Here is an 18,709-nt window from a genome sequence, read left to right as displayed (position 1 = left end):
CGGCCGGCCGGGGCGGGGAACCGCCGTGTTTGTCCGAAGTACCCAAGATCTGAAGGATCGTGAAGTGACCACCACCTCCCTGACCTCGTCCCGAGGCGCAGGCCGCACCGGAGACAAAGTCTTCTCCGCGGCCACACTGGCCGCAGGGTGCCTGATCCTGGCTGTGCTCTTCGGAGTGGCGTTGTTCCTCGTCGTCCAGGCAATTCCCGCCCTCACGGCGTCCCCGGACAAGATCCAGGGCGGCGAAGGCTTCTTCGCCTACATCTGGCCGATCGTGATCGGCACGCTGATCGCCGCCGTGATCGCCCTCGTCATCGCCACCCCGGTGGCCATCGGCGTCGCACTTTTCATTTCGCATTTCGCGCCGCGGGGTCTTGCCTCCGGCCTCGGCTACCTGGTCGATCTGCTCGCCGCCATCCCCTCCGTGGTCTACGGTGCCTGGGGTGCGGCTTTCCTGGCCAAGGAAATCTCGCCGGCCTACAACTGGCTGGCAGGGAACATGGGCTGGCTGCCGATCTTCCAGGGCCCGGCGTCGGCGACCGGCAAGACCATCCTGACCGCCGGAATCGTCCTGTCCGTCATGGTCCTGCCCATCATCACCTCGCTGAGCCGCGAGATCTTCCTGCAGACCCCCAAGCTGCATGAGGAAGCGGCCCTGGCGCTCGGTGCCACCCGCTGGGAAGCGATCCGGATGGCCGTGCTGCCCTTCGCCCGGCCCGGCATTGTCAGCGCCGTGATGCTGGGGCTGGGCCGGGCGCTCGGCGAAACCATGGCGGTGGCGCTCGTGCTGTCCTCCGGCGCCCTCACCGCCAGCCTGATCCAGTCCGGCAACCAGACCATCGCCGCCGAAATCGCGCTGAACTTCCCCGAGGCCAGCGGCCTCCAGGTCAGCACGCTCATCGCCGCCGGCCTGATCCTGTTCCTCATCACCCTCGGCGTGAACATGATCGCCCGCTGGATCATCACCCGGCACAAAGAATTCTCGGGAGCCAACTAAATGACCTCCACCCTGACCCCCGTCCAGAGACGCTCGGCCCTCACCAAAGGCCAGCTGCCGAAGTGGGCGCCGTACGTCGTCCTGGGAATCGCACTGATCCTTGGCGCTGCCATCCTGGCCCTGATCGGCTTCAACGCCTTCGGCTGGGGGATCGTCTCGGCCATCCTGTTCGCCGCCGGGCTCGTCGGCTGGAGTGCCGTCGTGGAGGGCTCCCGCCGGGCCAAGGACAAGCTCGCCACCTGCCTGGTGGTCGGCGCCTTTTTGGTCGCGCTGCTCCCGCTGATTTCCGTCATCTGGACCGTGCTGGTGAACGGGTTGCCCGGCCTCATGGACCCGGGCTTCCTCACCACCTCGATGAACGGTGTCACGGGCGCCTTCGACAACAAGAGCGTCCAGAGCGGCGCCCCGGTGGTCGGCGGCATCTACCATGCCCTGCTGGGCACCGTGCAGATCACGCTGCTCGCAACCGTCATCTCGGTGCCGGTGGGCCTGCTGACGGCCGTCTACCTCGTGGAGTACGGGAACGACCGGCCGCTGGCCCGGGCGATCACCTTCTTCGTTGACGTCATGACCGGTATCCCGTCGATCGTGGCGGGCCTGTTTGCGGCGGCATTCTTCTTCGCCGTCGTCGGTCCCGGCACCAAGACCGGTGCGGTAGCCGCCGTCGCGCTGTCCGTGCTGATGATCCCCGTTGTGGTGCGCTCCAGCGAGGAAATGCTCAAGATCGTCCCGAACGAGCTCCGGGAAGCTGCCTACGCCCTGGGCGTGCGCAAGTGGCGGACCATCCTCAAGGTGGTCATCCCGACGGCGATCTCCGGTATCGCGTCCGGCGTCACCCTCGCCATCGCACGCGTGATCGGCGAGACCGCGCCGATCCTGGTCACCGCCGGCTTCGCCACCTCCATCAATTCCAATGTGTTCTCCGGCTGGATGGCCTCGCTGCCGACCTTCATCTACACGCAGATCCTCAACCCCACCTCGCCGTCGAACCCGGATCCGTCCTCCCAGCGCGCCTGGGGAGCCGCCCTGGTCCTGATCATCCTGGTAATGATGCTCAACCTCGCCGCCCGCCTGGTGGCACGGGTTTTCGCCCCCAAGGCCGGCCGCTAGGCCAGTGCCGGCGCCCTCCGTCTCCCCTCAAGCAAGTTAAGGAACATCATGTCTAAGCGCATCGACGTCAAAGACCTGAACGTCTACTACAGCAAATTCCTGGCCGTCGAAGACGTCAACATCAACATCGAAGCCAAGTCGGTCACCGCCTTCATCGGCCCGTCGGGCTGCGGCAAATCCACCTTCCTGCGCACCCTGAACCGGATGCACGAGGTCATTCCCGGCGCCCGGGTCGAAGGCCAAGTCCTGCTCGACGGCGACGACCTTTACGGCCCCGGCGTGGACCCCGTGACGGTGCGTTCGCAGATCGGCATGGTTTTCCAGCGGCCCAACCCGTTCCCCACGATGTCCATCCGCGACAACGTGCTGGCAGGAGTGAAGCTCAACAACCAGAAAATCTCCAAGGGCGAGGCCGATGCCTTGGTGGAACGCTCCCTGCGCGGCGCGAACCTGTGGAACGAGGTCAAGGACCGGCTGGGCAAGCCCGGCTCGGGCCTGTCCGGCGGCCAGCAGCAACGGCTCTGCATCGCCCGGGCCATTGCCGTGGAACCGCAGGTCATCCTGATGGACGAGCCCTGCTCGGCGCTGGACCCGATCTCCACGCTCGCCATCGAGGACCTCATCAATGACCTCAAGGACCAGTACACCGTGGTGATCGTGACCCACAACATGCAGCAGGCGGCGCGGGTCTCGGACCGGACGGCGTTCTTCAACATCGCCGGCACCGGGAAGCCGGGGAAGCTGATCGAGGTGGGGGACACCCACACCATGTTCAGCAACCCGTCCCAGAAGGCCACCGAAGACTACGTGTCCGGCCGCTTCGGGTAACCCCTCTTTCCCATCGATTGCTCCGCAAGTGCCGTTTTGAGCCCTCATAAGGGCATCCTTGGAGCAATCGATGGGCTGCGGAGCGGCTGGAGGGCGGCCGGAGCTCTCGTCGGCGGCTAGAGCCGCGCCAGGGGCGAGAGCGCAAGTTGCAGGACGAAGGCCGCGGCCGCGGTGAGGACCGGGGTGAGCACCCAGAAGGCCAGGACCCGCAGCACGACCCGCCAGTTGGTCGCCGGGAAGCCCTGGTTTGCGCCCGCCCCCAGGACCGCGGTGGTCACAGTATGGGTCGTGGAAATGGGCCAGTGCAGCCCTATCGCGCCGACCAGCAGCATCGCCGAACTGTACAGCTGGGCCACGAACCCGCGCAGGGGATCCATCCGGATCAGACGGTAACCAACGGTGTAGGAGATCCGCCAGCCTCCGGCCAGGGTCCCCGCGGTCAGCATGGCCGCGGTAAGCAGCGCCACCCAGATCGGCATCGAGCCGCCGTCGGACAGCCCGGCGGCTAGCAGGGCAAGGATCAGTACCGCCCCGCTCCTCTGGCCGTCCTGCAGGCCGTGCGCGAACGCGACGGCCCCCGCGGCAATTGTCTGCGCCCGGCGGGACCGGCTGTTGACCACATTCGGGGGCGTGTAGCGTGCGGCCCAGGTGGCAGGCCAGACCAGCAGGTAGGCACCGGCAAAGGCAATAGCCGGCGAGAGCAGCAGCGGGAGCACCACCTGGACCAGCAGGGAATTGTCCACGCCCTCGACACCGTGCCCGCCCACCGCGACGCTGGCCACCCCGGCGCCGGCCAGGCCGCCCACCAGGGCGTGCGTGGAGGACGAGGGGATCCCGCGCCACCATGTGTACAGGGCCCACATCACGGCGCTGAGGAGGCCCGCCACGAGGATGGTCAGGCCGTTCTGCCCGTCCGGCAGCCGGACCCAGGTCCGGCTGACCTCCAGCGCCAGAGTGGCGCTCAGGGCGGCGCCGATGAAGTTGAACAGGCCTGCGAAAAGCACGGCCACGGTGGGGGTCAGGGCCCGGGTCCGAACCGGCAGGGCCACGGAAGTGGAAGCGTCACGGAAGCCGTTCAGGAAGGCAAACACCCCGGCGAAAGCCACCACCAGGGCAAAGAAAAGCACCGTCACGTCAGGATTCCTTGACGATGATGCTGCCCACCTGCGTGGCAATCCGCCGCATGTCCTTGGTGACCTCCACCAGCTGGTTGGCGATGTCGCGGTTGCGGGCGTACTGGGCCGACTTCATCTCCTCGAGCATGTCCGCCACCCAGACCCGGTGGGTACGCTCCGCGCGCTTGGCGAGCCGGAGGATCTCGATCCAGTAGTCCTCCAGGTCGTCCAGGTTGTTGAGCCTGCGCATGGCGTCGACGGTCAGCTCGGCCTGCCGGCTGATGATCTCCAACTGGTCCGCGGCCCGTTTGGGCAGGCGCTCGAGCTTATAGAGGGACACGAGTTCCGCGGCGGCGTCGAGCTTTTCCATCGCCTCGTTCAGGTACCGGGAGAGCGCATACATGTCCTCACGGGGGAGCGGATTCACGAAGCTGGTGCGCATATGGGTCAGCAGGGCGAAGTGCAGTTCCGCGGACTTGGCTTCGTGGTTATGCATGTCCTCCACGAGCCTGCCGTGTTCGCTTGCGGGCGCGCCGAGGATTTCCGAGAGGGTGCCGGTGGCCAGCACAATCTGGCGTGCTAACAGGGACAGCAGGTTCAGCCCGGCGGGCTCCTGCGGAAAAAGGCGCAGCTTCACGTGGGTCACCGGTCTTCGGAGGAGGAGGTGCGGGCTTCTGGTGCCGGCAGTCTGGCTTGACGATGACCGGCGCACGGAAGTTACTTTACCGTCCGCGTTGGGGCCTCCATGGAACCAACCATAAGAGATGCGGGGTGGAACGGCCGCCGGGCACGGAGAGCATGAAAATGGTGCCGAACCGGATACGCCTCTCGGCGGTAGGCCGCTCTAGGCGGCTAAATGTTGAAGCCCGGGGGTTTCGCGGTTCGGCACCGCTTTTAGTTTTCTACGACAGTTCAACCAAGTCAACATTGACAGTGCGGCACCGGCGTGTGTATCGGCGGGAAAGGGTTCAGTCGAGTTCGCCCAGCCGCCAGGCGTTGGCTGCGTGTTCCAGGTCCTCGGCGGTCTTGACGAGGAGGTGTGAATTGCGCGTGAGCTTGCTGGCGTGGCTCGCGTTGCTGTGTTCGGCCCCGTCGGCGAGGGTCGCCTGCCCCAGCGCCACTACTCGGCAGAACGCCGCCGAGCGCTCCAGCGCGACGTCGAACTCGCCGTCGAACGCCCCGGAGAGGATGGCGTCCGCCATCAGCTTCATCTCGTCCGCCCCGGGCGGCTCCGCCGCTCCGGCAACCACATGGGACACCTGGGCAGTGTCCTTGCCCGCCCGGAAGTAGACCGATATGCGCTCCGGATCCTGGATGGTGGCGGCGCGAAGGGCATACAGGCGCCACAGGGCACCGGGGAGCGACCGCGCCGGGCTCTCGGCCCACATTTCGGCAATGGCCTCCAGGCCCTGCTCGTCGGCGAGTTTCACCAGGCGCGTGGTGACCGAAGGATCGTCGCTGTCGCGCCCGCGGCGGACCAGCGCCTGCGCCGCCAGGTGGGCGGCCTCGGAGACGCGGGCGGGATCGGCTCCGCCGGCGAAGGGCTCGAAGTCGCTGGGTGCGAAGGGCTTGGGCTTGTGGTGCCGCTGTGGTCCAGTACTGCCGGATCCTGCTTGCTCGCTCATGCCACCACGCTACTCCTGTGCCTTGCGGGAATCGAGCATGGCGGAGAGGCGTTCCCCGGCACGGCTCTGCAGGCGGAACAGCGCGAAATATCGGGCCGTGTCTGAGGTACAGTATTAATCGTCCAGAAATGGACTGGGCTGAATGGCTTTCGGAGCGAGGAGCAATCCCCCGCACCGGGGCAGTTGGCTGGGGCCTTTAGCTCAGTTGGTAGAGCATCGGACTTTTAATCCGTGGGTCGTGGGTTCGAGCCCCACAGGGCCCACTCTTTCTCGGAAAGAGTGGAAAACCCCCGGCATCCTGAACAGGGTGCCGGGGGTTTTGCTGTTTGTGCGACCGTTCCGATTGCACGGCAGCCTAGTTATCAGCTCGGCTAGGATTGCCGCATGAATACGCGCAGCGGCTCCGGTTCCCCGACTCCTGACGGGCCTGACGAGCAACGCGACGGGCCGGCGGAGGTCCTCCAGGCGCTGCGCGATTTCCGGATGGCGGAGGCCGCCACCCGCCGCTCGACCCGGGACTCCATTGGCGTGGGGGAGACGGACCTGATCGCCTTGCGCTACGTCCTGCGGGCTGAGGCCGCCGGTGAGCGGGTTGGGCCGAAGGACCTCAGCCGCGTCTTGCAGATCACCACTGCCTCGACGACGTCGCTGATCGACAGGCTGGTCAGCAGCGGCCACGTCCGCCGTGAGCCTCATCCGACGGACCGCCGCTCCCTCGTGGTGGTCCCGACCGTAGCCGCGGACTCGGAGGTCTGGGCGGCCCTGGGCGCGTTGCACTCCAAGATGATGGGCGTGGCCGAGGAGCTCAGTGCACCCGAGGCGCGAGTCGTGATCGACTTCCTCCACCGGATGCGTGCCGCTGTTTCCGGACCGGACGCAGAACAGTAGCCAGCGCCCCTAGCAGGCCGGCGCAACTAGTTAGCCCACCTATTTATATGTATGCTTACTACTTATGTCTGATATTCGATTGTGCGACGGAGCCGTCGCTGAGCTGGCCCCGGCTCCCGGGGTCCCCGCGCCGGCCCTGACCGCCCTGACGGCCCCGGCCCAGGCGGCTCCGAGCCATTGCGGCGCCCCGATGGAGTGGCGAACGCCGGCCCCGGTGGCCCTCTCTGTCTATTCGTTCGACACCCGAGCCGCGGAACTGCCTCCGGTGTGGTGCTGCCGTTGCGGCTTCCAGCTCGACGGCGTCGTCCGCACACCCGTGGCACTGACTGAACTTAGCCGTTGAGCCTCACACAGCTCGCAGCGCCTGCGGCGCTCGCCCACAACCCGGCGCCCACGACGCTCGCGGTTCCCGCCAGACAGCCGGCGCTCGCCGGGAAGCCGGTACCCGCCAAAAACCCGGCCGCCGATGGAACATCCGGCCTCAGCTCCAAGGTGCTCCCCGTCCGGGGCGCAACCGAGGGCCGCTTCCTCGTTCACGAGCGGCTGGGCCGGGGCGCCACGGCTACGGTTTTCCGAGGCACCGACTTGTCCGACGGGAGGCCCGTTGCCCTCAAGGTGGCGGAGGGGCCGGGAACGCCCCAGGCTGAACGGATCCACGCAGAGGCGAAGGTCCTTGCGTCCCTGGACCACCCGGCTATTGTCCGGTTCGTCGCGGAAGGCGTAGTCCCTGGCGGCAACGCGTGGGCCGGGCGCCCGTTCCTCGTCGAGGAGTTCGCCTACGGCGGCAGCCTTGCCGAACGGATCCGCGGCGGTGCCGCGGACGGCGGCGAGGTCGCGCGGTGGGGTGCCGCTGCGCTTTCCGGCCTCGCCCACGTCCATTCGCGAGGCATGGTGCACCGCGACATCAAGCCGGCCAACATCCTGCTGAGCGAGCTCCGCCGGTCCCCGGTGAGGATCGCCGACTTCGGCATTTCCACCCCGGCAGGGAGCGCTCTGGAGCCGGGTGATTCTTCCGGCACCGTGCACTACATGAGCCCGGAGCAGGCGGCGGGCCGGCAGTCCGGCACACCCGGCGACGTCTACTCCCTGGGCCTCGTCCTGCTGGAATGCCTGACCGGGGTTAAGGCGTTCACCGGCGCCCCGGTCGAATCCCTGGTCGCGCGGACCCTGCGCGACCCCGAGATTCCCGTGCGGCTGGGCGCGTCCTGGGTTGCGCTGCTGCGCTCCATGACCGCGATGGATCCCGCTGCGCGGCCGACAGCCGCCGCAGCCCACGCGAAGGCCCAGAAGCTGCTGCGGCGGCGCTGAGCCGTCCGGCCGCACCGCACACAGCCCCCGCTCGCCGTCGGTGGTGCAAGATGGTGCCATGGAACCCGTCGATGCCCTCAACGAGATTGCCTTTTGGCTCGAACGCGAGCTGGCCCCCACCTTCAAGGTGCAGGCCTTCCGGAAGGCCGCCGCAACCATCGCTGCACTCGCGCCGGAGGAGCTGGCCGCGCGGGCGCGGGACGGCCGGCTCAAGCGGATGAAGGGCATCGGTGACCGGACCTACCAGGTCATCCAGGAGGCCCTCGACGGCGGAGTGCCCGAATACCTGGCGGGCCTGCGCAGCCGTGGATCGCAACCCCTGGCGGAAGGCGGCCGTGAGCTTCTGGGCTCGCTTCGCGGTGACCTGCACAGCCACAGCGACTGGTCGGACGGAGGCTCGCCGATCGAGATCATGGTGGATGCCGCACGGCTGCTCGGCCGGGAATACCTGGCGCTCACCGACCACTCGCCGAACCTCAAGATCGCGAACGGGCTGAGCGCCGAGCGCTTGACCGAGCAGTTCGCCGTCGTCGACGGGATCAACGACGGCGGCCCTGACGGTTTCCGCCTCCTTCGGGGCATCGAGGTGGACATCCTCGAGGACGGCACGCTGGACCAGACGGAAGAGATGCTGTCCGCGCTGGACGTCGTGGTGGCCAGCGTGCACTCGAAGCTGCGCTCCGACAGGCGCACCATGACCCGGCGCATGCTCGCGGGCATCACCGACCCCCACACCAACGTGCTGGGGCACTGCACGGGCCGGCTCCTCCAAGGGTCGAGGGGGACCCGCCCCGAGTCGGAGTTCGACGCCAAGGAAGTGTTCGCCGCCTGCGCTGAACACAACGTCGCGGTGGAGATCAATTCGCGGCCGGAACGCCAGGACCCGCCGGACCGGCTCATCCAGCTCGCCCTCGACGCCGGATGCCTGTTCAGCATCGACAGCGACGCCCACGCTCCAGGCCAGCTCGATTTCCTCCAGTACGGGGCGGAGCGGGCCGCAGCCAACGGTGTCCCGGCGGAGAGGATCATCAGCACCTGGCCCCTGGATCGCCTGCTCGCCTGGACCAAGTCCGGTGACTGAACGCCTCCGCTAGTACTGGCTGCCGGCAGGCACCAGGGCCGTCGGCGAAGCCAGCGCCATGCGGTCCGCCGGGTTCCCGGGCAGCCCCGTGACCGGGTCCAGCGGAAATGTCACCACGTCATCGGAGCGTTCGTGGGCCACGTGCAGCCAGCCGTTCCGGACCAGATGGTGCCGCGGCCAGTCGCCGCCGCTGGGGAAGTCGGCTACTGGCTGCAGGGAGCCGCCGTCCGCCCCGACCCGCAGCACGCTCATCCGGTTTGAGCCGCGCACCCCCACGTAGGCGTGGCTGCCGTCCGAGGACAAGGCGATTTCAGCGGCCGAGTCTCCGGGGAGGGCGCCTGCTTTGGTCGCCGGCCCGATGCTGGACAGGGAGAAGGCCCCGGTCCCCGCCGACCGTTGCACCACGGCCACCTCCACCGAGTATTCGGTAACCACAAAAACGCTTCCACCGGCGTGCTGGGCCAGATGGCGGGGGCCGCTGCCGTGCGGCAGGACGACTTCGTGGTCCAGGGTGAGGCCCGCGCCCGGACGGTAGTTCCAGATCCGCAACACATCGTGCCCCAGGTCTGTCGTCATCACGCGCCCGTCGGCCAGCATCAGGCTCGTGTGGGCCCGGCTGGGCCCGCCCTGCACGCTCGGGGCGGCCGCGGGGAACCTCGCCGAAATGCCGCCGTCGTCGTCCAGTTCAAAGAGCAGCACCTGCCCGTCTCCCCAGCAGGCCACAGTGAGGTAGCGCCCCAGCGGGTCGACGGCAACGTGGCAGGGAGCTTCGCCTGCCGTCCAGGCCTCGCCGCTAGGTTCCAGGTTGAATGCCCCGGACCGGCGGAACGCGCGGACGGTCCCGGCTTTCTCGCCCACGGCGTACACCACCGGAAGCGAGGGGTGGACCGCGAGGAACGACGGCGAATCCGCCTCCGCTGCCAGGCCCAGCCAGCTGAGCGCGCCGCCGGATGCGGCACGGAGGGCACCGATGCCCTCGGCTCGGCCTCCTCCGTCTGCTGTATAGCTGCCGGCCCAGATGAGCTCTCCTGCCGCGTCGCCGCGGGCGGGCTCGGGAGTGTCCGGTTCGGAGGCCGTCGATTCGGATGCCACGTGTTCCGATGCCATGTTTGCCGATGCCATGTGTGCCGATGCCATGGTGCCATCCTGCCACTTCGATAGCATGGGGATACTGAGCACCCGGAGGGGAAGGGGCCTTGCCATGACGGAATCAGCCGTGCCCCAGTCCTTCATGTCCCGCCGGGATCCCGGGTTTATTGCGTCGCCCGCGTCGCTTACCGCGAGGCTCCGTGCGGCCGGCTGCGTGTTTGCCGAGGAGGAGGCCCGGTTGCTGGCTGCTTCAGCCACGTCGGCGGAGCATCTCGACGCCCTCGTCGAACGGCGTGCGGAAGGCGTGCCGCTCGAGCACCTTCTGGGCTGGGCGGAGTTCTGCGGGCTGCGGATCGGGGTGGCTGCGGGCGTTTTCGTGCCCCGACGCCGGACCGAGTTCCTGGTGCGGCAGGCCGCGACGTTGTTGCGGGAGTCCGGGCAGCCGTTGAACGCCGCCCGCGGCACGCGGCCGCCGGTCGTTGTCGACCTCTGCTGCGGTTCCGGTGCGGTCGGTGCCGCCCTCTTGGCGCTGTCGGGTCCGGCAGAGCTGCACGCCTCGGATATCGACCCGGCCGCAGTGGCCTGCGCCCGCCGGAACCTTTCCCCGCTCGGAGGGGCGGTCTATCAGGGTGACCTGTACGATCCGCTGCCGGAGCGGCTGCGCGGGCTGGTCCAGGTCCTGGCCGTCAATGCGCCCTACGTGCCGTCCGCGGGAATCCGGACCATGCCGCAGGAAGCCCGCCTGCACGAGCCGCTGGTATCCCTGGACGGCGGTGCGGACGGACTTGACGTCCAACGGCGGGTGGCCGCCGAAGCGCCACAATGGCTGGCGCCGGGCGGCCACCTGCTGGTCGAAACGAGTCTGCGGCAGGCGCCGCTGACGGTGGACCTGTTTCTTCGGAACGGATTGACCGCGCAGGTGGCCAGCTCCGAGGAACTGGACGCCACAGTGGTCATCGGCCGCTCTTAGGTGGACATGTCCGGGTCTACGCTCGTGGTTCCCAGGTTCACCGTGTCCGGATGCGTGCTGTGGGCCGGGATGGCGCCGCCGGGGGATTCCGCCGTCGACGTGCCATCTGCGGGAGCCTTGGCCGCCCCCGGGCGGGAGTCATCCCGGCGGACAGCAGATCCGATGACCGTTCCGGCCCGCCGGGCAGCCTCGCTGAGCTGCTCGGACACCTCAGGCGCCTTTTCCTTGACGGCCTCGGACGCGGCCGTCAGTTTGTCCTGGACAGGCTTGCTTTCCCACAGGGCTGCCGCCCGGGACTTCAGTTTTTCATAAGCTGCACGGCCGGATCGGGAGCCGAGAACGTAGCCCGCGGCTATTCCGGTGCCGAAAAGAAGTTTGGCTTTCATGCTGTACTCCTGCTCTTTGATGATTTCGGTGAAAAGGAGGTAATGCCTTGTGCCAAAAACCGGCCCCAGGAAAAGGTTCCCGGGACCGGTTTTCCGGCCACGCTCAGCTTTAGCGGGCCGAACGCTTGGTGATCATGCCGTAAACCAGCAGGACGATGATGGCACCGCCGATGGCCAGCAGCCAGGTGGACAGCGAGAAGAACTCGTTGATGCCCACGTTGAAAAGCGCGCTGCCGATAAAACCACCGAGGAGGGCGCCCACAACGCCGAGGATCAGGGTGATGACAATGCCGCCACCCTGACGGCCCGGGAGGATTGCTTTAGCAATCGCGCCGGCGATAAGACCCAGAAGCAGAAATCCGAGAAAACCCATTTTGTTGTTCCTTCTTCTTTCATTGAGGAGACACCCGGTTTGCCGGGTGCGCTTCGTCCTTCTGCATCAATACTAATCATGCTTACTAAAAAATTGCCACTCGGTAGAGCGGAAATCCGGCGGTGCCTATCCGGAATAGGAATGCTCGGCGGCGCATGCGGCGCCGTGCGTGCCGGCTTCGACCCGGCGGTGGCGGGTGCTCACCAGGCATAGTCTTCGGGTGCTGTCCGGTGGCCGGGGAAGATGTCGTCGAGCCGCTTAAGCGCCTCGGCGTCGAGCACGACTTCGAGGGCGCGGAGGGCCGCGTCGAGCTGGTCCTGGGTGCGCGGTCCCACGATCGGCGCCGTCACCGCAGGCTGGTGCAGCAGCCATGCCAGGGCCACGTCCCCGGGCTCATGGCCCAGTTCGTCGGCGAAGTCCTCGTACTGCCTGATCTGGTCCTCGTGCGTCCTGAGGGTGTCCGCGGCGCGGCCCGTCGTGCGCCGCACCCCTTCGCGCTCCTTCTTCAGCACGCCGCCCAGCACTCCGCCGTGCAGCGGGGACCAGGGCAGGAGTCCCAGCCCGTACTGCCGGGCGGCGGGGATGACTTCGAGCTCGATATTCCGGGTCAGCAGGTTGTAGATGGACTGTTCGCTGACCAGCCCGTTGCTGTGCCGGCGGGCGGCGGCTTCCTGCGCCTGGGCAATGTGCCAGCCGGCAAAATTGCTGCTGCCCGAATACAGGATCTTGCCCTGTTGGACCGCGACGTCGATTGCCTGCCAGATCTCCTCCCAGGGGGTGTCCCGGTCCACGTGGTGGAACTGGTAGACGTCGATGTAGTCCGTCTGCAGCCGTTTCAGGCTGGCGTCCAGGGCACGGCGGATGTTCAGGGCGGACAGTTTGGATTCGTTGGGCCGGTCCGTCATGGTCCCGTAGAGCTTGGTGGCGAGCACCGTCCGTTCACGGCGCCCGCCGCCCGTGGCGAACCACCGTCCCAGGATCTCCTCTGTCCAGCCCCGGTGGCCGCTGCCGCCGTAGACGTTGGCGGTGTCGAAGAAGTTGATACCTGACTCCAGGGCGGAGTCCATGATCGAGTGGGCTTCCGGCTCGTCCGTCTGCGGTCCGAAGTTCATGGTGCCCAGGCAGAGCCGTGAGACTTTCAGCCCGGAGCGGCCCAATTGCGTGTACTGCATGGCGTGGTCCTTGGTTTTCGCGGCGAACTTACATCTGGCTGTGGGCCGCCACGGCGGGGTCGGCGCCGATGCGCGTTCCTGATTCGAGCGTCTCGAGCAGTGCGATGTCCTCCGGCGCGAGGGAAATGGCCGAGGATGCCAGGTTTTCCCGCATGCGGGCGGGGTTGGCAGTCTTGGGGATCACGATCGTGCCCTGGGAGAGGTGCCAGGCCAGAACGATCTGGGCCGGCGTCGCGCCGTGTTTGCTGGCGAGGGATGTCACCGCTTCGGTGGAAAGGTCCGCGCCCTGCCCCAGCGGACTGTAGGCCTCGACGGCGATCCCCAGCGAGCGGCACTTTGCCGCGAGTTCCTGCTGCTGGAAGGTCGGGTGGATCTCGATCTGGTTCACGGCCGGAACCACGTCGCCGGCGGTGATAACCGTGTCCACGTGGTCGGTGAGGAAATTCGATACCCCGATGGCGCGGACCTGCTGTTCGGCGTACAGCTGCTCCATCGCCCGCCAGGCGTCCTGGTAGAGGCCCTGGGAAGGCACCGGCCAGTGGATCAGGTAGAGGTCGATCACGTCAAGACCCAGAGCCTCGAGGCTGTTCCGGAAGGCCTCGCCGGCGTTCCCCTGCTCACCGTTCCGCAGCTTGGTGGTGATGAAGAGTTCCTCGCGCGGGATCCCGGAGGCCGCTATGGCCGCCCCGACTCCGGCTTCGTTGCGGTAGGCGGCGGCCGTGTCGATATGACGGTATCCGGCGGCCAGCGCTTCCTCGACGGTCCGCTGTGTTTCCTCGGGCGGCACCTGGAAGACGCCGAAGCCCAACTGGGGAATGGTCACGCCGTTGTTCAGGGTCACGTCGGGGATGGCGGGCGCGGCGGTGGTTCCATTGCTGCCGAACTGAGTTTCAGACATTAGGGCTCTCTTTCGCTTCTGCTACGGGCCCGAGGGGCCCGCATGGTGTGTCAGGCTCCCGCGCGCGGCAGCGGGCAGCCCGCCGGGCCCGGCCGACGTCGGCACGCGCACAGGTCCGGCCTGCGCTCACGATGGAAATGCCGGAGAAGTACTAGGCGGCGCGCCGGTTGCGGCGTCAGCGCTCCAGGCGGAACCCGAGCTTGATGGTGACCTGCCAGTCCGCCACCTGGCCGTTGTCCAAGTGGCCGCGGATTTCCTTTACTTCGAACCAGTCAAGGTTGCGCAGGGTCTTGGAGGCCTCTGCAATGCCATTTCGGACGGCCGCATCGACGCCTTCATTCGAGGTTCCGACAATTTCAGAAATGCTGTAAGTGTGATTAGACAACTTCGCTCCTCGTGATCACCTTCGATGCCCGGCTGCGGGCCTCCCTGCAGATTAGCCGACAGAGCGCGGCTGGACTAGGGGTGTGGCTGCGGCAGGGGACAAGGCAGGGGATGCGAGGACGGGGCCCGGAAGTGGCCGTTTGGGAGCCAACGGCACGCCGTCACCCCTGGGCCGGATCCGGCTCACCATCCAAGGCAGCAGATAGTTTGCGAACCAGGCGGCGTCGCCCGCCCTGCTTTCGCGCCAGGTGCCGGTCGGCAGCGGTTCGGGCTGCAAAGGCCGGAGGCTGTGCGGTACTTCCAAGGTGTCGAGGACCATTTTGGCGATGGTGTGATGGCCCAGCGGGGAGAAGTGGAGGCGGTCCGGATCCCACATCTGCGGATGCGAGAGCTGGCGCAGCACCCACAGATCGGCTACCACTCCGTTGTGCCGCGCGGCGATGGTCCGGAGGTTTTCGTTGAACACGGCAACCTTCCCCCGGAGATGGCCGAACAAGAGGGTGTCGCCCCAGTCCGGGCCGGTAAAGAGCACAATTGTGGCTCCCGTGGAGCTGAGCGTGCCCACTCCGGCGTCCAGCATGGCAGCCAGCCGGTCGGGGTCGCTACGGTGGAAAATGAGGTCGTTGCCGCCGGCGGAGAGGGTGACGAGGTCAGGCTTCAACGCGATGGCCGTGGCCAGCTGCTGATCCAAAATCTGGCGCAACACCAGTCCGCTGATGGCAAGGTTTGCGTACGCGAAGTCCTGCCGTCCCGAACTGAGCTCCTCGGCGATCCGGTCAGCCCAGCCCCGGACTCCGCCCGGAATGCCCGGCTCGGGGTCCCCGATCCCCGCAGTGAAGGAGTCGCCCATGGCGACATACCTGCTCCAAACCCCTGCGTTTCCTGCACCCGGGGTGGTGTGTCCCCTGATGCGGACGGGTGCGTCGGGATCGCCGGCACCCGCATCCAAGAAGCGGCCCGCATTCACATTATTAGCAATACGCCGGTATTTAGCCGGTCGGTAGGTCCTAAGGTCCTATGGCAAACCAGGGCAGGGACAACCGGTGCAGGGAAAACCAGCGCAGGCAAGCAAGCTCAGCCGCAGCTGTGAGCTAGGCGGACTGCCCCTTCAGGACGTAGCTCTTGAGGTCCTCGAGTGTTTGCTGCATATGGGCGTCCATCGCGTCGCGGGCACGGTGCGGATCATGTGAGGCCAGGGCTTCCGCGACCTGCTCATGGTGCCAGATCGCGTGCTCCTGGATGTCGGGCACCTTTGAGGTCTCGGTGCGTCGCTTCTCGAGGATCCGGTGCAGCGGTTCGAACAGCACAGCAGCGAAGACGTTCTCGGAGGCCTTGAGGATGAGGTCATGGAACGCCAGGTCCGCCTCGACGAAAGCCGCGACGTTGTTGGCGCCGCGGGCGTCCCGCATGGCCTCCAGGTGGGCGTACAGGCTCTCAAGGTCCTCGTCGCCGATCCGAACTGCAGCCAGTTCGCAGGCGCCGCTCTCCAGCATCCGGCGGAGCTCGATCAGCTGGACTGCTGCGGCGGCATCGTTCTTCCCCTCCGACGCTGCCCGCAGGACGGCCTCCAGGGATGCCCAGCGGTTCAGCGGGTTCACGAACGTCCCCCGGCCCCGCTCCACACTGAGGATCCGCTGGGCCTCGAGGGTCTTGATAGCCTCCCGGACGGTCATGCGGCTCACTTCGTGCCGTGCACTCAGTTCCAGCTCGCCGGGAACGCTTGCTCCCGGCGGGAACTCGCCGGCGATGATCCGATCCAGCAGTTCGTCCGCCACGACGCCGACCAACGATTTCCTAGCCAAAATTCCCCATCCAGCAATCGGTCCTGCCCTGCCACGCAGTCTACTTGCGCGCCTTTGTGCCTTATGCCACACTAGCACTGAACATAAGATGTCAGACATCTTACAGATCGCTTTACTGCGGACCTTGTTCGCAGATCCACCAACACAACGGAGTGCAACGTGCCCCTTGAAGCAGATGTGCTTGCAGCCTTCCCGGCCGAAGTTCGGATCCCCGCCCGGCTGGTGTCCGACAGCGTGGCCGCCTCGGACGAGGCGTCGCCCCGGATCCTTGTGGTCCTGGATGACGATCCCACCGGCACCCAGTCCGTCGCCAACCTGCCTGTCCTCACGCGCTGGGAGGAGGCCGACTTCCGCTGGGCCTTCGGCCACAGCATCGACGGCGTGCGCCCCCGCGCCGTCTACGTGCTCACGAACTCCCGGAGCCTTGACCCGTCCGAGGCGGCGGCCCGCAACGAGGAAGTCGTACGCAATGCCCTCCTGGCCGCGGCGGCCGAGCCGGCAGGCGCCAAGCTGCACCTGAGCTTCGTCAGCCGCAGCGATTCGACCCTGCGGGGCCACTTCCCGCTGGAGCCGGACGTCATCGCCGCCACGGTCGCCGCAGTGAGCGGCGAAGCCACCGACGGCGTCGTGATTGTTCCTGCCTTCCCCGACGCCGGACGCGTCACCATCGGCGGGGTGCACTACATGCGCGGAACCGGCGACGCCGCCGGAGAGCTCATCCCGGTGGCCGAGACGGAGTTCGCCAAGGACGCCAGTTTCGGTTTCACCAGTTCGGACCTCGCCCAGTATGTGGAGGAAAAGTCGGAGGGCCGCTACCCCGCCGGCTCAGTGATCGTCCTTGACTTGAACGTGATCCGGGCCGGAGCCGCAGCAAACGGCACCCCTGAGGACCCGCAGCGCTCGGCCCTGGCAATCGCCGACGCCCTCGATGCTGCCTCGGAGTCCACCCCGATCGTGGCGGACATTGTCACCGAGAACGACTTCCGGGCGCTTGCCCTCGGCCTGGAGGAAGCAGAACGGCGCGGCAAGAAGCTCCTCTACCGTGTCGGTCCGCCGTTCGTCCGGGGCCGGATCGGCCAGGAGGTCCATGCCGAGCTCAGCGGTGAAGAGGCCTACGCAGGCCACACACCGTCGGAGGCCGGCGGCCTCATCGTCGTGGGTTCGCACGTGGGCGTCACCACCCGCCAGCTCAACGCCCTCACCGCCCAGCACCGTGCGGCCCGCATCGTGGAGATCGACGTCGAGAAGCTGCTCGGTGCCGACGCCGAGACCTACCTTGGCCAGACAGTCGACGACGTCGTGGCCGCATTGCGCGGCGGAGACGTGATCGTCCACACCAGCCGCCTGCTGATCAAGGCCGACGACGCCGCCGAAAGCCTGCGGATCGCCCGCACGGTGTCCGCCGCCGTCGTCGCGGTGGTGAACCGGACCCTCAAGCGGTTCCCGCCGCGCTTTGTGATCGCCAAGGGCGGCATCACCTCCTCGGATGTGGCAGCCCACGGGCTGGAGATCCGGCACGCGATTGTCCGCGGACCCATGCTGCCCGGCATCGTCAGCCTCTGGGAGCCGGTGGACGGGCCCGCCCAAGGCATTCCGTACATCGTCTTCGCCGGCAACGTCGGCGACGACGAATCCCTGGCCCAGGTCACCCGCAAGCTCAGCAACACCTTCTGATCCCCCCATCCTCGAAGGAGATAAACCATGACCGCACAGTACACAGTCACCGTCCTCGGCCTCGGCGCCATGGGCCTCCCCATGGCCACCCGCCTCGCCACCGAACTGACCGTCCACGGCTTCGACATCGCCGAACCGCGCCTCGCCCTCGCCGAAGAGGCCGGCATCCGCACCTTCTCCTCCGCGCGTGAGGCGGCCGAGGGCGCCGATGCCCTGCTGCTGGCGGTCCGCAACGGCGAGCAGCTGGACGATGTCCTCTTCGGCGAGAACGGCGTTGCCTCCGTGCTCAAGCCCGGCGCCGTCGTCATCCTCGGCAGCACCGTGGGCACCGACGCCATTCCCGCAACCGTTGCCCGGCTCGCCGAGCACAGCGTCTCCCTCGTCGATGCCCCCCTCTCCGGCGGCCCCAAGCGCGCCGGTGAAGGTGACCTGCTGATCGTCGTCGGGGCCGAGCCCGCCGCCCTCGAATCGGCCCGTCCGGTGCTGGAGCTCCTGGCGTCCACGCTGACGGTTGTCGGCGACAAGCCCGGAGACGGCCAGGCCCTCAAGACCGTGAACCAGCTGCTCTGCGGCATCCACATCGCCGCCGCCGCCGAGGCCATGGCGCTCGCCGACGCGCTCGGCCTCGACCAGGCCAAGACCCTCGCCGCCCTTGAGGCCGGCGCCGCCGGCTCGTTCATGCTCTCCAACCGCGGACCGCGCATCCTGGAGGCCTACTCCGAAGGCGGCGCCGAGGTCCTCAGCCGCCTCGACATCTTCGTCAAGGACATGGGCATCGTCGGCAAGGCCACCCGCGCCGCCGGCCTCGCCACTCCCGTGGCCGCCGCCGCCGAGCAGCTCTACCTCCTGGGCCAGGCCCAGGGCCTTGCCGCGGCGGATGACTCCGCGGTCATCAAGGTCGTGGCGCCCACCAAGCGCACCGCCTAACCCCCTTCTCCAAAGCCCGACGACGGCGGAAGCCCTCCGCCGTCGTCGGGCTGCCCGCCAACGTTCTCGACAACTGTCCCGT

21 protein-coding genes and 1 tRNA gene are annotated in these 18,709 nt (G+C 67.5%); 11 read left to right on the top strand and 11 right to left on the bottom strand.

Annotated elements, in window-relative coordinates:
- Positions 1-64 precede the first annotated feature (64 nt).
- The 3 genes from pstC to pstB are packed head-to-tail and all read left to right on the top strand — an operon-like array spanning position 65 to position 2,935.
- Positions 65-997, top strand: coding sequence for a phosphate ABC transporter permease subunit PstC (gene pstC, locus QFZ65_RS00330; RefSeq protein ID WP_306907319.1), 933 nt, complete (start codon positions 65-67; stop codon positions 995-997).
- Positions 998-2,107: a phosphate ABC transporter permease PstA gene (gene pstA / locus QFZ65_RS00325; protein WP_306907317.1), complete on the top strand. Its 1,110-nt coding sequence runs from the start codon at positions 998-1,000 to the stop codon at positions 2,105-2,107.
- 48 nt (positions 2,108-2,155) lie between these two features.
- Positions 2,156-2,935 carry a phosphate ABC transporter ATP-binding protein PstB gene (gene pstB / locus QFZ65_RS00320; RefSeq protein WP_306907316.1) on the top strand — a complete coding sequence of 260 codons (780 nt, stop codon included), beginning with the start codon at positions 2,156-2,158 and terminating at the stop codon, positions 2,933-2,935.
- A gap of 116 nt (positions 2,936-3,051) precedes the next feature.
- On the opposite strand, the gene QFZ65_RS00315 is transcribed toward pstB, so the two are convergent.
- The 3 genes from QFZ65_RS00315 to QFZ65_RS00305 form a co-directional block, all read right to left on the bottom strand.
- Positions 3,052-4,068, bottom strand: a complete 1,017-nt coding sequence (locus QFZ65_RS00315; RefSeq protein WP_306907314.1) for an inorganic phosphate transporter — start codon at positions 4,066-4,068, stop codon at positions 3,052-3,054.
- Position 4,069: 1 nt separating this feature from the next.
- Complete coding sequence (locus tag QFZ65_RS00310) at positions 4,070-4,687, bottom strand: DUF47 domain-containing protein (RefSeq protein WP_306912458.1); 618 nt, start codon at positions 4,685-4,687, stop codon at positions 4,070-4,072.
- Between the two features lie 331 nt (positions 4,688-5,018).
- The gene (locus QFZ65_RS00305; RefSeq protein ID WP_306907312.1) at positions 5,019-5,675 is read right to left on the bottom strand and encodes a hypothetical protein; all 657 of its coding nucleotides are present in this window, start codon (positions 5,673-5,675) and stop codon (positions 5,019-5,021) included.
- 190 nt (positions 5,676-5,865) lie between these two features.
- Here QFZ65_RS00305 and QFZ65_RS00300 point away from each other — a divergent pair.
- The 5 genes from QFZ65_RS00300 to QFZ65_RS00280 all read left to right on the top strand — a co-directional run bounded on the left by QFZ65_RS00300 (position 5,866) and on the right by QFZ65_RS00280 (position 8,952).
- Positions 5,866-5,938 (top strand) — tRNA-Lys (locus QFZ65_RS00300).
- A gap of 121 nt (positions 5,939-6,059) precedes the next feature.
- The gene (locus QFZ65_RS00295; RefSeq protein ID WP_306907310.1) at positions 6,060-6,563 is read left to right on the top strand and encodes a MarR family winged helix-turn-helix transcriptional regulator; all 504 of its coding nucleotides are present in this window, start codon (positions 6,060-6,062) and stop codon (positions 6,561-6,563) included.
- Positions 6,564-6,627: 64 nt separating this feature from the next.
- Complete coding sequence (locus QFZ65_RS00290) at positions 6,628-6,906, top strand: hypothetical protein (RefSeq protein WP_306907308.1); 279 nt, start codon at positions 6,628-6,630, stop codon at positions 6,904-6,906.
- Positions 6,903-7,871 carry a serine/threonine-protein kinase gene (locus QFZ65_RS00285; protein WP_306907305.1) on the top strand — a complete coding sequence of 323 codons (969 nt, stop codon included), beginning with the start codon at positions 6,903-6,905 and terminating at the stop codon, positions 7,869-7,871. Before QFZ65_RS00290 ends, QFZ65_RS00285 begins: the two co-directional genes overlap by 4 nt.
- Before the next feature lie 58 nt (positions 7,872-7,929).
- Positions 7,930-8,952 carry a PHP domain-containing protein gene (locus QFZ65_RS00280; protein ID WP_306907303.1) on the top strand — a complete coding sequence of 341 codons (1,023 nt, stop codon included), beginning with the start codon at positions 7,930-7,932 and terminating at the stop codon, positions 8,950-8,952.
- Between the two features lie 9 nt (positions 8,953-8,961).
- Here QFZ65_RS00280 and QFZ65_RS00275 read toward each other — a convergent pair whose 3' ends face one another.
- The gene (locus tag QFZ65_RS00275; protein WP_373427546.1) at positions 8,962-10,089 is read right to left on the bottom strand and encodes a lactonase family protein; all 1,128 of its coding nucleotides are present in this window, start codon (positions 10,087-10,089) and stop codon (positions 8,962-8,964) included.
- Positions 10,090-10,183: 94 nt separating this feature from the next.
- On the opposite strand from QFZ65_RS00275, the gene QFZ65_RS00270 reads away from it, so the two are divergent.
- A complete protein-coding gene (locus tag QFZ65_RS00270; protein WP_306912456.1) occupies positions 10,184-11,011 on the top strand; it encodes a putative protein N(5)-glutamine methyltransferase in 828 nt (275 codons plus the stop codon).
- Here the strand turns inward: QFZ65_RS00270 and QFZ65_RS00265 are convergent.
- From QFZ65_RS00265 to QFZ65_RS00235, 7 genes are all read right to left on the bottom strand, one after another.
- The gene (locus QFZ65_RS00265) at positions 11,008-11,397 is read right to left on the bottom strand and encodes a YtxH domain-containing protein (protein ID WP_306907302.1); all 390 of its coding nucleotides are present in this window, start codon (positions 11,395-11,397) and stop codon (positions 11,008-11,010) included. The two genes, QFZ65_RS00270 and QFZ65_RS00265, sit on opposite strands and share 4 nt — an antisense overlap.
- 109 nt (positions 11,398-11,506) lie before the next feature.
- Complete coding sequence (locus QFZ65_RS00260) at positions 11,507-11,770, bottom strand: GlsB/YeaQ/YmgE family stress response membrane protein (RefSeq protein ID WP_306907301.1); 264 nt, start codon at positions 11,768-11,770, stop codon at positions 11,507-11,509.
- A 200-nt stretch (positions 11,771-11,970) separates the two neighbouring features.
- Positions 11,971-12,942, bottom strand: a complete 972-nt coding sequence (locus QFZ65_RS00255) for an aldo/keto reductase (RefSeq protein WP_306907300.1) — start codon at positions 12,940-12,942, stop codon at positions 11,971-11,973.
- Between the two features lie 28 nt (positions 12,943-12,970).
- Positions 12,971-13,840, bottom strand: coding sequence for an aldo/keto reductase (locus QFZ65_RS00250; RefSeq protein WP_306907299.1), 870 nt, complete (start codon positions 13,838-13,840; stop codon positions 12,971-12,973).
- Positions 13,841-14,015: 175 nt separating this feature from the next.
- Positions 14,016-14,225, bottom strand: a complete 210-nt coding sequence (locus QFZ65_RS00245) for a dodecin (protein ID WP_306907298.1) — start codon at positions 14,223-14,225, stop codon at positions 14,016-14,018.
- Positions 14,226-14,276: 51 nt separating this feature from the next.
- Positions 14,277-15,074, bottom strand: coding sequence for an SGNH/GDSL hydrolase family protein (locus QFZ65_RS00240; RefSeq protein WP_373427545.1), 798 nt, complete (start codon positions 15,072-15,074; stop codon positions 14,277-14,279).
- A 241-nt stretch (positions 15,075-15,315) separates the two neighbouring features.
- Complete coding sequence (locus QFZ65_RS00235; protein ID WP_306907297.1) at positions 15,316-16,026, bottom strand: FadR/GntR family transcriptional regulator; 711 nt, start codon at positions 16,024-16,026, stop codon at positions 15,316-15,318.
- 159 nt (positions 16,027-16,185) lie between these two features.
- Between QFZ65_RS00235 and QFZ65_RS00230 the strand changes: the two genes are divergently transcribed.
- Positions 16,186-17,700, top strand: coding sequence for a four-carbon acid sugar kinase family protein (locus tag QFZ65_RS00230; RefSeq protein WP_306907296.1), 1,515 nt, complete (start codon positions 16,186-16,188; stop codon positions 17,698-17,700).
- 27 nt (positions 17,701-17,727) lie between these two features.
- Positions 17,728-18,627 carry an NAD(P)-dependent oxidoreductase gene (locus QFZ65_RS00225; protein ID WP_306907295.1) on the top strand — a complete coding sequence of 300 codons (900 nt, stop codon included), beginning with the start codon at positions 17,728-17,730 and terminating at the stop codon, positions 18,625-18,627.
- Positions 18,628-18,709: the final 82 nt, after the last annotated feature.

The sequence above is a fragment of the Arthrobacter sp. B3I9 genome, from assembly GCF_030816935.1.
Taxonomy (GTDB): Bacteria; Actinomycetota; Actinomycetes; order Actinomycetales; family Micrococcaceae; genus Arthrobacter.
The sequence above is the reverse complement of the archived record's forward strand: the minus strand, read 5'-3'. Positions and strand labels throughout refer to the sequence as shown.